A 14,191-nucleotide genomic window follows, 5' to 3' on the forward strand; every position below is an offset into this window, starting at 1 on the left:
GAGCAAGCTCCGCGCCTTTCACGATATTGAGTATTTTCAACAGGATACCTGTCGAGGGGTTTGGTAGAGAAAATTATCTGTATCTGTGGCGATACCAGGACGTATCGGAAAAGATAATCGCGTGACGTGCGAGGGGCGGCTCCAGCGAGAAATGAGGGCTATGCGGCTTTCGAACCTGTTCCTATTGCGGCTGTTTGCAGGTCGAGAGGGACCGTAAAGCGGAAGGTGCTCCCCTGACCAGGCTGGCTCTCCACACCGATATGCCCGCCCATCAGTTCCACGAGCTGTTTGCAGATAGCCAATCCGAGCCCGGTCCCGCCGTATTTTCTTGTCGTGGATCCGTCGGCCTGGACGAACGGTTGGAAGAGTTTCTTGAATGCGACAGTGGGGATGCCGATGCCCGTGTCCTTCACGGAGAAGCGGATCTTGGCGGCCGTGGGGCTTGTCGGGGGGGGAGTGCCTCCCAGCCCGGCGTCATCGAGTAGAAGGTGGGCAGGGGTGGATCTTTCAAGCTCCACCAGGACGGAGACGTGCCCCTGGTCGGTAAACTTAATCGCATTGCCGAGTAGATTGCTCAGTACTTGCTGAAGTCGCCCGGGATCGCCTCGAAGCGCTCGGGGAACGTCCTCATGGACCTGGGAAGACAGAATCAGACCCTTACGTTGTGCTCGCTCCGCGAATTGAGCCAGCACTCGATCCACGAACTGCGGCAGATTGAGATCCAACGTTTCCAGGGCCAGTTTCCCGGACTCGATTTTTGAGAAATCCAGAATGTCGTTCACGATGACCAGTAGGGCATCGCCGGACGTCCGGATCGTTTCGGCGCAATCCCGTTGTTCCGGGGTGAGTTCGGTTTCGAGCAACCAATCGGTCATACCGAGCACGCCGTTCATTGGGGTTCGGATCTCGTGGCTCATGGTGGCCAAGAATTCGGACTTCACCCGGGCCCCTTCCAAAGCCGCGTCGCGAGCCTGGGTCAGTTTGGCCTGGCTGCTCCTGAGTTCCTGCAGCACCTGGCTGGCGCGTACCATGTAGCGGATTCGATGCGTTAGGAGCAGGGCATTGAGTGGTTTCACGATGAAGTCAGTGGCGCCCGCGTCGTAGGCTTTGGTGATCGACTCGAAATCATCCAAGCCCGTCATGATCAAGATCGGCGTATGCTCGCCGGCGGGCAATTTTCGCAGGGCCGCGCAGGTCGTAAACCCGTCCATTTCCGGCATCATGACGTCCAGCAACACCACATCCGGCGTACAACGTTGAAATTGTTCGTACGCCTCGCGGCCATTTTCGGTTTCCTCGACGGTCCATCCCACCTGCTCCAACGCCTCACGAGCGAACATCCGAATGATAATGTCGTCGTCTGCGATCAAGGCGAGAGGGGGCCGCGTCGCGTGAGCGGGAATCATGCCGATCCTCCTTTGGAGATCTCATTGCGGAATGCCGTGCATACGAAGGCATACTCGGTCTGTAGTTGCTCAAAGATCCGGTCTGCGTCGATCAGATTCTGTTGGATCCCGAGCGCTTCCAACTCCTTGCATCGAGCCGCCACCGCGATGGCTCCTAACTGGGCGCTGCTGGACTTCAGCCGGTGGGCAATCGCCTGTAAGGCAGCCGGATCATGAGCGCGAATTGCGTCCCGGAGGGCATCGACGCTTTCTCGAGAACTGTCGAGATACTTACGCAGGACTGACGCGAGCACGTTCGGTCGGCTCGGGCGTTGCAGGGCCCTGATACTGTCCAATGCCTTGAGGTCAAGCGACGGACTCGTCGTGTCGGCCGCTGCCGGCTGGTCCTGCGGCGTCGTTGTGTCCGACGGAGACGAAGCCGTACTTGGAACGGAAGTGGGCGGGCTTGCCGAAAGCCATTTCGTCAGCACATCGCGAAGCTGTATCTGAGAGAAGGGCTTCGTGAGGTAATCATCCATTCCCGAGGCCAGGCATTGTTCACGATCCCCCTGCATGGCGTGGGCCGTCAAGGCTACGATCGGAATGTGGCGCCGCCCCGACGCGTTCATTTGACGGCGGATCTCACTGGTGGCAGTCAATCCGTCCATTTCCGGCATTTGACAGTCCATGAGTACGAGGTTGATGTGGCCGTCCGGCGCAGACATCAAGGCACGAACCGCCTGGCCGCCGTTTTCGACCGTCTGCACCTCATACCCGAGCAACTCCAGCATCCCGCATGCGACCTCCCGATTCACGGAATTGTCCTCTGCCAGGAGAATCCTCATCCGGACCGGCGCGGGGCCGAGAGTTGCCGGTTGAGATGGCAAAGCTGCCGGCTCCGTAATCTCAGGGAAGTGCATGTCTCGGCCGATGCCTTTCAGGCCCTTGTGAGCCGCCGTGCCGGGCAGTTGGCGCCCCAAACGAGCGGTGAAGCGGAACGTGGACCCTGCTCCCACGGTGCTGTCGATGGTGATGGATCCGCCCATCAACCCCGCCAATTGTTTGGCGATTGAGAGGCCCAACCCTGTGCCGCCGTAACGGCGAGTGGTTGAGCCGTCTGCCTGTGAAAAGGCTTCAAAGATTCGTTCCTGGGCCTCACCTGAGATGCCGATACCCGTATCGGATACGGAAATGCTGATCACCGCGTCGGAATCGCTTGCCGACAGAAGTGCCGCAGAGACGGAAACACGGCCTTGATCGGTGAACTTGATGGCGTTGCTGAGCAGATTCATGACGATCTGACGGAATCGAACGGGATCGCCTCTCAGGAATAGCGGGACCTCCGGTGCGATCTGTTGGGTGAGCTGCAACCCCTTGCGCCGGGCCGGTTCCGAGAACAGTTCCACGGACTCTCCCAAAACTTGGGAGAGATCGAAGTCGACGACTTCCAGGTCGAGTTTGCCCGCCTCGATTTTTGAGAAATCCAGTATGTCGTTGATGATGGCCAGTAGAGTGCGTCCCGAGCGATGCACCGTCGAGACCAAGTGTCGTTGCTTCTCCGTCAAGTCCGTGTTCAGGAGTAGTTCCGCTGTTCCCAGGACGCCGTTCATCGGGGTCCGGATTTCATGGCTCATGTTGGCCAAGAACTCGCTCTTGGCTTTACTGGCCGCCTCGGCCACTTCCTTGGCGGTTCGCAGCTCTCCCTCGACCTGTTTGCGATTGGTGATGTCGCGGACGACGGCCTGAAGCACCGGTTTGCCGTTCAGTTGCATCGCGGTCAACAGGACGTCGGCTGGAAACGTCGCTCCATTGTCTGCGCGTTTATGGACCCATTCGAAACGGGCCGTACTCTGTTGCATGGCCGTGGTGATATGCCGATTGGCCAGGGTCAAGGAGTCTGTCCCGCATGGCTGGTACGGGGGGGACAGGTCGGCAGGATGCTTGGAGCAAAATTCCTCACGGCTGGCACATCCGAAGGCGGCAACAGTGGCCGGATTGCAGTCGAAGAATCCATACTCATCCAGTAGCATGACGGAATCGCTGCTGGAGTCGTAGAGCGTGCGAAACTTGGTCTCGGAATGGCGTAGCGATTCCTCCGCCTGTTTCCGTTCTGTAATGTCTGAGACGAAGGCCGTGAAGGTGTAGGCATTTTCGAGACGGAGCGGGGTAATGGCCAACTCGATAGGGAATTCGGTTCCATCGCGCCGGCAAGCGCTCAACTCGACGCGCCGATTGAGCACGGGACCTTCCCCCGTGCGAAGAAAGTGCTCCAGTCCTTGCCGGTGGGCTGCGCGGTGTTGGGGGGGGATGATCGTCTCATCCATTTTGCGGCCGAGGACCTCTCGCCGTGCCCAGCCGAACACCTGTTCCGCCTGCGTGTTCCAGTCGATGATCGTGCCCTTGTCGTCCATGCCGATGACGGCGTCCAGGGCCGTGTCGATGATGAGCCGTGTTCGCCCCTCGCTCTTGCGGAGCGCCCGTTCGGCATGCAACCGGTCTGCGGCCTCGAGTGCCAGGGAAATCAGGTTGGCGATGGCATTGCCGAATTGCTGTTCCTCGAGCGTCCAGGTGCGTGTCGGCCCGATGTGCTCGGTACGCAGGACCCCGACCAGCTTTCCCTTGAAGCGCAAGGGGATGTCGAGCATGGACGTGATGTCCAGCGGAACCAAATAGTTGGGGGCGAATTCCGCGGTGCGCGAATCAGTCTGGGCATCCGCGGCGTCGATAATGCATTCGGCCGTAAGCTCTTTGAAGTAGTTCGGGTAGTCTGTCGCTTGAAGTTCGGCCCCGGCTGAGTGTCTGTCGTTCGTCCTCTGGTAGAGGCTTCGGCATTGGATCGCTTGCTGATTCTCATTCAAGAACCACACGCTGACCCGCTCGACGCCGAGGGTCGTGGCGGTACCCTTCGTGATCTCGCGCAAGGCCGGTTCGAGTATGCCGCTCTGAATGATCGTGCTTCTGGTGAGTTCGAGCAGCGTCTGCTGCTGCCGCCGTAACTGGTTCTCCGTATGGCGACGGGCGGATTCGGCCTGTTTGCGATCCGTGACGTCACGAAACACCAATACGGCGCCGGCGGTCTTTCCATCGCGTACGATGGGAGCGAGGACATAGGAGACGGGAAAAGTCAGACCGGGGGAGGTGGACAGGATCGCATCGTCGTTGCGGACGACGCTTCCCTGACCGACTTCATCGAGCAGCAGTTGGGTGAAGATCGATTCCTCGGTGCGCTTGCCCGACGACAGGGAGACGACATCCTGCAACGGGCGTCCGACGGCCTCATCTTCTCGGAGATGCCAGAGGCGTTGTCCTTCGGGATTCAGTAGCAAGATACGCCAGTTCGGGTCGACGACGCAGAGCCCGTCGCCGATCGAGCTGATGACAGTGCGCAGACGGTCCCGCTCTTCAGTCAGTTGACTCTCGGAGGTTCGCCGCAGCTGTTCGTTGAGATCCAGCATTTCCTTTGAGGAGAGGGAGATCGATCGCTCCAAGAGCGCGTGGCCCTGGTCGGACTCTATATAGGATTGGCTGACCCGTTCCAGCAGCTTGTGCCAGGTCTCGAGTGAGTCCGGCAATGCGGATGCGTCGAGCCCGATCCGCTTCAATTGTCTGGCAAGCAGGGAATGCATGAGTGCTAGATTTCCGTAATCGTCGTCAGCGTCATAGTCTGGTTATGGAGGTCGCACACTCCGCTGGCATAGGGAGAGATCTCGCCGTAGGAGTAGAAGCCTACCTGCGCACTCTGCTTCGGCAACAACTCCAGCGTGGCCTCGGTTTCTTCTTCGGTGCGTTCTCCCAGCACTAGGCGCCGGCCGACGCAGCTGATGGCAATCGATAGCGTTGGGTTCGGCGATTGCCCCCCGGCATGGCCATTGACGGTGAGCGATGCCGCCTCCGAGGCGCCTTGAATCAGTCGGTCGAAGTTCGCCCGCATCAATTGGGCTAACGAGCCTTGAGGAATATCGCCGGCAAAGGTCATCGATTGCTTGGCTTCGTCCACAGCCAAGATGGTACGCACCAGGACCTTGGCATCGGCGTTGCTCGCACGAAGAGCCAAGGGAAACAGGAGGGCCGTCGCAGGAAGGCCGGCAGACCGATCGCCGAGATATTCCTTGTACAGCTGGAGTGCGGGGCGATTGTCCAATTCATAGAGCACATTCCCTTCGGACCTGGTGACGAGCCGCTCTGGGCCGAACTTATCCCAGCCGCCTTTCGACCCGTGGCCGATTCGAACACGGTCGCCATAGAATCCGATGGCCGTGACATAGCCGCTTTGTAGAGTGCGGTCTTTGATGACCCACGTCCGTTTGAAGCGCGGTCCGTCGCCGGCCAGGCCGCCCGTGATAATGACGTCCCCTTTGAGAACATCGTTGAGGCCCTTGACCAGATCGCTGCCATTGACGCTGAGTCCGTCCGAGAGCACGAACAGACCTTTGAGGGAAGGCTGGTGCAGCGCCTTCGCGATCGAGACACCTGCCGCATAGGAATCCGCCGGAGTGCTGACGGCGGCGTATGCGGTTTTGAGGCTGGTGTGGTCGAATCGCAACGCCGCAAGGACCAGTGTATCGTCCGTGATCTCACTTCCTTGGATTTCTCCCGCCGTCGAGCAACCGATTGTGGCGCTGGTCGGGCAGGCAGCGAGGAGCCGCTGCATCACCGCAGGGTTATCCAAGAGGCTTGACGGCCCAAAGAGGACCACGAGAGTCTTGGGCGAATCGAGCTCGGTCAGCGAGGCAGGGATCTCGTTCGCAGAGGACGTTAGGCGAAGGCTGGTGAGCATCATGGTGACTCCTTATTCTGGTACGTGCGTCATGCGGCGGGTTGAATGCGATGTGGTTCTGAACCCGAATTGCCGACCGGCGTCCCATCTAGTGCCGCGGTTCTGCAACGGGCGGTATCAATAGGCATCGTGAATCGAAAGGCGGTCCCTATTCCGGGTGTGCTCTCGAGTTCCACGTGGCCCCCCATCAGCTCGACCAGTTGTTTCACGATCGCGAGTCCCAACCCCGTACCGCCGTACTTCCTGGTCGTAGAGCCGTCTGCCTGCGAGAAGGAATCGAAGATCTTCGCCTGTGATTCCAGGGGAATGCCGATCCCGGTATCCCTGACTTCTGCCACAATGCGGTCTCGTCGCACCGCATGAAGCGTCACGGTGACGGAAACGCCGCCGCGTTCGGTGAATTTGAGCGCATTGCCCATGAGATTCGTGACAATCTGTCGGAACCGGTAAGGATCTCCCTGACAAAGGGCGGGCACGTTCTCCGCCACAGTGGCACTCAATGCCAGGCCCCGCTTGGCGGCTTGTTCCCGGTACAGTTCGAGGGTTTCGGCGACCACGTCACGAAGGTTGTAGGGAATATGTTCCAGGTCCATCCGGCCGGCTTCGATCTTTGAAAAGTCGAGGATGTCGTTGATGATGTGCAGCAAGTTCTTGCCGGACTGATGGACCGTCTCAGCATAACGACGTTGCTTGCCTTCGAGTTGCGTAGCCAGGAGGAGCTCGGTCATGCCGAGCACCGCATTCATGGGAGTACGAATCTCGTGGCTCATATTAGCTAGGAAATGTGATTTGGCAACATTGGCTGACTCTGCGGCGCTCTTGGCCTGACAAAGTGCGGCTTCCTGTTCTTTCCTTGCGGAGATGTCCTGGATGAAGACCGTGAAGTGTTGCGTCCCTCCGATGGCGAGACAACTCATTGCGATTTCAACCGGAAATGTTTGCCCCGACGAGCTGCGGCCGACCATCTCCACCCGACGGTTGAGAATCGCTCCCGGCAAAGGTTTGGGAAGGGAGAGGGGTGGTGTCGGCTCATCCTGAGAGGGGGCTGCGAGTAGGTAGGTTGTGAGTGACCTGCCGATCGTCTCCCCCCTGGAGATTTCGAACATGAGTTCAGCTTGCGCGTTCCAGCCTGTGATGGTTCCGGTGGCATCGGTCGTGACGACGGCGTCGAGGGCCGTTTCAATGACCATCCTTGTGCGGGCTTCGCTCTCCATCGCCTCGATTTGGGCCACCTCGTTGATGCGCCAAAAGTAAAGCAGTGCGGCGGATTCGGCCAAGATGAAAGCCCCATGCACCAACGCCCAGGTCCAGGGCTGCGTCTGCGCAGCATGGTGGTTGTAGACCAGCGTTGGGAAATACGTGCCTATCAGGCCATGGTCGACGACGACGTAGATGAGCCCGACCAGAAACGGAATCCAGTCTTGGTACAGCACGATCAGGGGCATCATCACAAAGAAGTGAAAATGTAATTCGATATAACCGCCGGAGAAATGAACCAGAATGGCCGAGGCCGTCATCAAGCCACAGGTGGCAATCGCGGACTGCACTCGTCGAGGAACAATCGGAAGCTGAGCAGCGGTGGCCAAGCCGGCGAGCAGCCCCCCTACCCCCAAACAGGTGACGGTTTCGACCCCCAGGTAGAGTCCAAACGCTGCCACGCCAAGAGCATGGCACCAGAGGATCAGGAGGATGCCGCGATGCCGGTTCCTCCAGGTCGGCTGCTTGAGGGAACCGCCCCTCGGGAGGCCTGAGAGAATCTCCTGCAACAGAGAAGTCATAATTATCAATGGCTTAAACTGCGTTGGCCGTAACGACGCAGAAAAGGGATACAACCTGCTTGGCCGTTATCGGCAGAAATCTAGAGGAACTGAAGGGTAGGGAACGGATGAAAAGACTAGGGATTTCTGTCGCTTGTGCAGGCTGCTCGGCAGTCGGATGGAGGGGGAGGTGAGTGAGATCGCCGGCGCTCAGTGGTGGTGATGCTGACACTCCGGCCCATGGACATGAGGCTCGGGCTGCCGCGGGGTTAACTCGCCGGGTAGGACAATACGCCCTTCCCGGTGCTGTTCTGCCAGGTGTGCTGCGATATCCGGGTGGAAAGTCTTGACGTAGCCGATCATGCCGTTGAGAAAACGACGAGACTGGAATTCTTGCCCGGAGAATTCGGTAATACAGGTCAATGCTCGGTCGAGTACCTCCGGCGCACTGCTGCTATCAGCGATCTGTTGGGGCTGTTGTTTGGCAAAGGTGTCGTATTCCTTCTTCAGGCGCTCCGCAAACACCGGCATCGGGGCCGCGGGAACATGCAGCGGACTCAAGGTCCGTCGAAGAGCCTGAATCGCAGCGATGACCTCTGCATCTTGCCCATCGCGTCGATCGTGGAAATAGCCGAACGTGACCACCTCGATCAGGTTGAAGAGCGCGGCCGCTTTCTCCCCGCCCAGTTCCCCGAGTTGACGATATAAGTCCCGCCTGACCGGCCCAAACTGCTCCGCCAAGCGTTTTTGCTGGTAGTCGCTTCCGCTGTCGAGATAGGCGCAGTCCGGAGGGCAGGAGATGCGCGCGAGCCGGTGTTCGCCGCAACATTGGCTGCAGATCAATCCGTTCAACGCCGGGCAGCTTCGTTTTCCTTTACGTTGATGGCAATAAAGGCATCGGCTCATTTGCGGGGAGTTCCTTCCTGTGTGCCCTTGGGCGGCTCGACGAATCCGTAATCGGCCAGGGTGCGCTTCTTCTTGTCGCCGGTGGAGACGGTCGGGGCTTCCAACCCGTTCACCTCCGCTGCGTTCGCATACTGGTAGGGAACCAAAATCAGATGATTCAGGCGGTCGATCCCGACATCGCTCGGAGAAGGAAGGTATTCGGCGATGACCTGGAATTTCTTATTCGGGGTCATGCGCCAAATTTTCCCTTTGGTGGTGTCGGCCACGTACATATTGCCCCACCGGTCGAAGTCGACGCCGCCCAAATTCTGAAAACGGGCAGTGAAGAATCCATTGGAAACCAGTTCCGTCAGGACGCCGTCCGGGGTGATTTCGAAAATCTTCCCGCTGTCCCAGCTCACAACCAGGATATTGCCGGTCTTTGGGTGCACGGCAACTCCGGAGGGGCCGGCCAGCGCCTTATCCACGATGAACGGCGTAAGTTTCAACGTCGGCGTGGTGTCTACCCGATAGATCGCGTTGGCATCCTGATCGGCCACGTATAAACGGCCTTGCCCATCGGCGGCGATGCCGACCGGCATGGAGGGGGAAGCTCCTGAGCCGGCTGTGCCAGGTAGCGCGACGGAGCCCAACGGTTTGCCCGTGGCCTTGTCGAAACTGCGCACCGCATCAAGATCCGCCACATATAAAACCGGTCCGATGATGGCCATGCCCTTCGGTGCATGGAGCGTTACGGGGCCCTGGCCTCCGGCAACGAATTTGAAGGCGACGATCTCGCCGTCTCCGCTGAGCTTGGTAATGAAGCCGTTGTTGTCTCGATCTCGGCCGTCGCCGTTGACGTTGGAGATGTAATAGGTGTTGGAGCCAGGGTCCGCCAGAAAGCTGTGTGGACCTTCGAGCCCGGCCACCTGGAGCGCCCGAGCCGTTTCGGCCTCGAAAGTCAGCAAGGCGGCGGCAAAGACGAACAAAAACCGCTTGCGATATCGCAAGTGGAAGGAGGCGATCGGCCCGAGCGTGGAATTCATGCGTGCGGTGACGGCGCGGAAATGACGATGGTGCATCGTAGCCAACGGTTCGAGAATCTGTCAAGGAAACCGGAGGCTTGACCTGCTCCTCGCAGCGGCCTGGACGTTGACTTGATGAAAAAGTGCCTGGTAAGGTGCGCTCAATTTTTCGCTGAACGAATGCCAGGGAGGATATTGTGGCTGCACGAATCATCGACGGAAAAGCATTGGCACAACAAGTCCGCGAGCGGCTGGCGGTAGAGTCCGCGGCGGTCTTCGCAAAAACAGGGGTCAAACCGGGACTGGCGACCATCTTGGTAGGGGACGACCCTGCGTCGCACGTCTATGTGAGAAATAAACAAAAGGCCTGCGAAATGGCGGGTATTCATGTGGACGATCACAAGCTGCCGGCCGGTACGACGCAGGCCGAGCTGTTGGCGTTGATCGAAAAGAAGAATGCCGATCCCAAAATTCACGGCATCCTGGTGCAGTTGCCGTTGCCCAAGCATATTGAGAGCCGTGTCATCTTGGAGGCTGTGTCGCCGAGCAAGGATGCCGACGGGTTTCATCCGTACAACTTCGGTCGGTTGGTCGAGGGCAATCCGGTTTTTGAAGCTTGCACGCCCAAGGGTGTCATCAAGATGATCGAGTCGGCCGGCGTGTCCATCGAAGGTAAGCGTGCCGTGGTGCTGGGGCGGAGTAATATCGTGGGCAAGCCGCTGGCGTTGATGCTGCTTCAGCGGAATGCCACGGTGACGATTTGCCATTCGAAGACGAAAGACCTTGCCGCGGTGTGCCGTGAAGCCGAGCTGTTGCTGGTGGCGATCGGCAAGGCCAAGTTTGTGACTGCCGATATGGTGCGGGAAGGGGCGGTCGTCATCGACGTGGGAACGAACAAGCTGCCTGACGGCAAGCTGTGCGGCGACGTGGACTATGAGGCGGTCAGCCAGAAGGCCGGCTGGATCAGCCCAGTTCCCGGCGGCGTGGGGCCGATGACGATTGCGATGTTGCTCGACAATACCGTGGAATCTGCTAAGAGAATGGCAGGGATGAAATAGAGTCGATCGAGACGCGCCCGTTGCTCGCAGACCGCGCACGATGAAGATGTGCTCGGTCGATGCGCGCAGCCGGGACATCCCGATCGCTCTGTTTCTAGTGAGGTAAGGTAAGGATGGGCCGGAGGATAGGGGGATCACCAAACATGCAGGGAAAGTTTAGATGAGTCGGGAGCCGAAGCGATTACGAGAGGTGCTGGCGCAGGGGCAGTTTGCCGTAACGGTGGAATACAACCCCCCCAAAGGCACCAACCTCACCTCCGTGGTCGAAAGCGCCAAAGGGCTCGTCGGTCGCGTGCACGGTGTCAACGTGACCGATAACACCGCCGCGGTGGTCCGGGCCGGTTCCCTGCCGGTCTGTCGTGTTCTGTATGAGCTGGGACACGACCCTGTCATGCAGCTGACCTGCAGGGATCGGAACCGCATCGCGATGCAGTCGGATCTCATGGGGGCCCATATCCTCGGGATCCGCAACATCCTCTGCTTGACCGGTGACTATCCGACGGTTGGCGATCACAAGGATGCCAAGCCGGTGTATGACCTCGATTCCGTCCAGGTCATGCAATTGGTCAGGGGGCTCAATGCCGGGAAAGACTATGCCGGCAACAAGCTGGATGGGGCCACCGACTTTACGATCGGCGGTGCTGTCACGCCTGAGGCTGATCCGATCGGGCCCATGTTGGTGAAGTTTGAAACCAAAGTGCGGGCGGGGGTGGAATTTTTCCAGACCCAAGCGATCTATAACCCCGACCAGTTCAAGACTTTCATGCAGGCCGTCCGTCCGTTCAAGGTGAAGGTCCTGGCGGGAATCCTGCTGCTCCGCAATGCCAAAATGGCCGAGTTCATGAATGCCAATATCCCCGGTGTGGCCGTTCCACAGGACATGATCGACGAATTGCGGGCCGCTGGAGACAAGCGGGCGATCGAGGCAGGGGTCGAAATTGCCGTCCGCACCATCAAGACGGTGCGACCCTACTGCGACGGGGTGCACATTATGGCGATCAAGGCCACGGAACGCATTCCGGAAATCCTCACCAAAGCGGAGCTGGGCTGATGACGATTCCCGAGTTGCAGAAGTGCAAACGGGAGCAGCGAAAGATTACCGTCGTCACGGCCTATGACGCCCTGTTTACGCGGCTGGCCGAACAGGCCGGGATCGAAGTTCTGCTGGTCGGTGACTCCTTGGGTGTCGTCGTACAAGGCAAGCCCAACACCCTCTCCGTGACCATGGAGGAGATGCTGTACCACACCAGGCTTGTGGCCGGTGCGGCACGGAAAGCCCTCGTGATCGGCGACATGCCGTTCATGTCCTACCAAGCAAGCCTGGACGAGGCGATTCGCAATGCCGGTCGCTTTATCCAGACGGGCGCGGCGGCCGTCAAATTGGAGGGGGGGGCCGCGGTCGTTGACCGAGTTGCCGCCATGACTAAGGTGGGCATCCCCGTCATGGGACACCTCGGCATGACGCCGCAATCAGTGCATCTCTACGGTGGTTACAAGGTTCAGGGAAAGGGAAGAGAGCGAGCCCACCAACTGGTTGTCGATGCACAGGCGCTGGAAGCTGCCGGCGCTTTCGCCGTCGTCCTCGAAGCAATCCCCGCCGACCTCGCCAAGAGCGTCACCGAATCGATCACGATCCCCACGATCGGCATCGGTGCCGGCCCGCATTGCGACGGGCAAGTGTTAGTCATCTACGATCTGTTGGGTCTGTTCGATGACTTCGTCCCGAAGTTCGTCAAACCCTACGCGCAGCTCAAAGGGGATGCCCTGCAGGCCCTTCGTCGCTACAAGGATGAAGTCGAGCAGGGGAAGTTTCCGTCCGATTCCGAGTCCTACCACTAGTCGAATCTCAACACCGTCGCGGGTCCTCCCGTTTCCCTGGCATGTGCCAGCCGGTATTCGGTCCTTAGTGGGAGAATAAGCGGCACACTGCATGCGGCGGTTTTGCTTCCGCTCAAGCCGAGGCTAGTGAGGGGTTTTCGGCATAGTCAACGAAATGCAGAGGGGGGATGGGCGTTCACCGTGAAACGCCTCGCTGATCGCGAGTATCAATGGAGCCACGTCGATACCCATGTAGTGGGGCGGTGCAGATTGGAATCGACCCAGCGCGCGGTCGATGAGCCGTAGGGTTGCCGCTGGAAAGCCGGTTTCGCGTTTCACGTGTGCGGCGGCGAGTTGGATCAAGGCTCGAACGAAACTCCCCTGTTCCGTGTCTTTCCCGAGGGCGTGCCATAAGGATTCCCATTGCTCGTGGGATTCCCACCAGTAGCCGAAATTAAACAGATCCACGGCAAAGAGGTAGGTCTCCGACCCGGCCCAGTCATCGGGTTGAAAGGCCTCGGCGGTCGGTTCGGGATGGCCGAAGGAATGACCTTTCCTGTGTCGTTTCGGGTGGGGGGTTCGTCCGGGAAGGAAGCGATACGGGGGGAAAAGCTTGGTCGAATAGCGTATCCGACCGGGGAGATCGATTGGTTCATCCATGCGCAGGCATTTCCGCGCTGGCGACCTGGAAAATCTTTCGGTCCTCGAGTCGAACAGCAGTGAGTTGGCGTCCATACACACAACCGCTGTCGAGAGCCAGGAGACCCGGTTCAATTTTGAGCCCCGAGGCGGCCCAGTGTCCGCATACGACCGTCGCGTCCGCGCTGTGGCGGCCTGGAATGCGGAACCAGGGATGAAAGCCTGCCGGCGTGAGCTCCGGCGGACCGGAAAATTCAGACTCCATCCGGCCGTCGGTGGAACAGGCGCGCAATCGGGTCAGCACCTTCGTGATAGTCGCCCACCGCGTCGAGCCCGTCAACGAGGGGGCCCACTGCAGGTGCCCGCTTGGATGCAAGGCCAACAGCAAAGTCTGCCAATCGGCGCTCTGTAATCCTGCCGTTGCCTCCGCCGCCAGGGCAGCAGCTTGCTCCACGGACCATTGCGGCAACAGCCCGGCATGCACCATCACGTACTCATCCTCTCGATGCATCAGTGGCTGTCGGCGCAACCAGTCGATCAGTTCCTCACAGTCGGGAGCATTGAGCACCGGCGCGAGCGTGTCCTTTCGCCGGAGTGGGGTCAGGCCGGCCGCCACCGCGATCAAGAACAGATCATGGTTGCCGAGTACCGTGACGGCGGCGGACCCCAGCGACTTGATGAAGCGAAGGACTTCGAGTGAGGCCGGCCCCCGATTCACCAAGTCGCCGACGAACCAGAGGCGGTCTTGGCGCGGATCGAACCGGATGAGGGAGATTAGTCGTTGAAGCGAGAGGAAGCAGCCTTGCAGGTCCCCGATCGCGTAAGTGGCCATGGGGAGCAAGACTAG

The 14,191-nt window shown here is 59.4% G+C and carries 11 protein-coding genes; 3 read left to right on the forward strand and 8 right to left on the reverse strand.

What is annotated here, in order from left to right; all coding sequences use genetic code 11:
- Positions 1 to 158 precede the first annotated feature (158 nt).
- From KF814_10280 to KF814_10305, 6 genes are all read right to left on the reverse strand, one after another.
- Positions 159 to 1,406: a response regulator gene (locus KF814_10280; GenBank protein MBX3236531.1), complete on the reverse strand. Its 1,248-nt coding sequence runs from the start codon at positions 1,404 to 1,406 to the stop codon at positions 159 to 161.
- The gene (locus tag KF814_10285) at positions 1,403 to 5,011 is read right to left on the reverse strand and encodes a PAS domain S-box protein (protein MBX3236532.1); all 3,609 of its coding nucleotides are present in this window, start codon (positions 5,009 to 5,011) and stop codon (positions 1,403 to 1,405) included. The genes KF814_10280 and KF814_10285 overlap by 4 nt, the downstream gene beginning before the upstream one ends.
- Before the next feature lie 5 nt (positions 5,012 to 5,016).
- Entirely contained in the window at positions 5,017 to 6,165 is a 1,149-nt protein-coding gene (locus KF814_10290; GenBank protein MBX3236533.1) for an FIST C-terminal domain-containing protein, read from the reverse strand.
- A gap of 26 nt (positions 6,166 to 6,191) precedes the next feature.
- The gene (locus KF814_10295; GenBank protein MBX3236534.1) at positions 6,192 to 7,940 is read right to left on the reverse strand and encodes a PAS domain S-box protein; all 1,749 of its coding nucleotides are present in this window, start codon (positions 7,938 to 7,940) and stop codon (positions 6,192 to 6,194) included.
- Between the two features lie 189 nt (positions 7,941 to 8,129).
- A complete protein-coding gene (locus KF814_10300; GenBank protein ID MBX3236535.1) occupies positions 8,130 to 8,825 on the reverse strand; it encodes a hypothetical protein in 696 nt (231 codons plus the stop codon).
- Positions 8,822 to 9,886 (reverse strand): NHL repeat-containing protein, encoded by a 1,065-nt coding sequence (locus KF814_10305; protein ID MBX3236536.1) that lies wholly within the window; start codon positions 9,884 to 9,886, stop codon positions 8,822 to 8,824. Before KF814_10305 ends, KF814_10300 begins: the two co-directional genes overlap by 4 nt.
- Positions 9,887 to 10,026: 140 nt before the next feature.
- Here KF814_10305 and folD point away from each other — a divergent pair, with 140 nt between their 5' ends.
- The 3 genes from folD to panB all read left to right on the forward strand — a co-directional run bounded on the left by folD (position 10,027) and on the right by panB (position 12,726).
- Positions 10,027 to 10,887, forward strand: coding sequence for a bifunctional methylenetetrahydrofolate dehydrogenase/methenyltetrahydrofolate cyclohydrolase FolD (folD, locus tag KF814_10310; GenBank protein MBX3236537.1), 861 nt, complete (start codon positions 10,027 to 10,029; stop codon positions 10,885 to 10,887).
- 160 nt (positions 10,888 to 11,047) lie between these two features.
- On the forward strand, positions 11,048 to 11,938 hold the full coding sequence (locus tag KF814_10315) for a methylenetetrahydrofolate reductase (GenBank protein ID MBX3236538.1): 891 nt from the start codon (positions 11,048 to 11,050) through the stop codon (positions 11,936 to 11,938).
- Positions 11,938 to 12,726, forward strand: a complete 789-nt coding sequence (gene panB, locus KF814_10320) for a 3-methyl-2-oxobutanoate hydroxymethyltransferase (protein ID MBX3236539.1) — start codon at positions 11,938 to 11,940, stop codon at positions 12,724 to 12,726. Before KF814_10315 ends, panB begins: the two co-directional genes overlap by 1 nt.
- 123 nt (positions 12,727 to 12,849) lie before the next feature.
- Here the strand turns inward: panB and KF814_10325 are convergent, their stop codons facing one another.
- Together KF814_10325 and KF814_10330 are read right to left on the reverse strand one after the other, a co-directional pair.
- Positions 12,850 to 13,365: a DUF309 domain-containing protein gene (locus KF814_10325; protein MBX3236540.1), complete on the reverse strand. Its 516-nt coding sequence runs from the start codon at positions 13,363 to 13,365 to the stop codon at positions 12,850 to 12,852.
- Positions 13,358 to 14,176, reverse strand: a complete 819-nt coding sequence (locus tag KF814_10330) for a symmetrical bis(5'-nucleosyl)-tetraphosphatase (protein ID MBX3236541.1) — start codon at positions 14,174 to 14,176, stop codon at positions 13,358 to 13,360. Before KF814_10330 ends, KF814_10325 begins: the two co-directional genes overlap by 8 nt.
- Positions 14,177 to 14,191: the final 15 nt, after the last annotated feature.

The sequence above is a fragment of the Nitrospiraceae bacterium genome (genome assembly GCA_019637075.1).
Classification (GTDB): Bacteria; Nitrospirota; Nitrospiria; order Nitrospirales; family Nitrospiraceae; genus JAHBWI01.

Bases quoted from the DNA above. Each gene is read 5' to 3' on its own strand.
- KF814_10280 (MBX3236531.1), bottom strand. From the start codon at position 1,406: ATGATTCCCGCTCACGCGACGCGGCCCCCTCTCGCCTTGATCGCAGAC.
- KF814_10285 (MBX3236532.1), bottom strand. From the start codon at position 5,011: ATGCATTCCCTGCTTGCCAGACAATTGAAGCGGATCGGGCTCGACGCA.
- KF814_10290 (MBX3236533.1), bottom strand. From the start codon at position 6,165: ATGATGCTCACCAGCCTTCGCCTAACGTCCTCTGCGAACGAGATCCCT.
- KF814_10295 (MBX3236534.1), bottom strand. From the start codon at position 7,940: ATGACTTCTCTGTTGCAGGAGATTCTCTCAGGCCTCCCGAGGGGCGGT.
- KF814_10300 (MBX3236535.1), bottom strand. From the start codon at position 8,825: ATGAGCCGATGCCTTTATTGCCATCAACGTAAAGGAAAACGAAGCTGC.
- KF814_10305 (MBX3236536.1), bottom strand. From the start codon at position 9,886: ATGCACCATCGTCATTTCCGCGCCGTCACCGCACGCATGAATTCCACG.
- KF814_10315 (MBX3236538.1), top strand. From the start codon at position 11,048: ATGAGTCGGGAGCCGAAGCGATTACGAGAGGTGCTGGCGCAGGGGCAG.
- panB (MBX3236539.1), top strand. From the start codon at position 11,938: ATGACGATTCCCGAGTTGCAGAAGTGCAAACGGGAGCAGCGAAAGATT.
- KF814_10325 (MBX3236540.1), bottom strand. From the start codon at position 13,365: ATGGATGAACCAATCGATCTCCCCGGTCGGATACGCTATTCGACCAAG.
- KF814_10330 (MBX3236541.1), bottom strand. From the start codon at position 14,176: ATGGCCACTTACGCGATCGGGGACCTGCAAGGCTGCTTCCTCTCGCTT.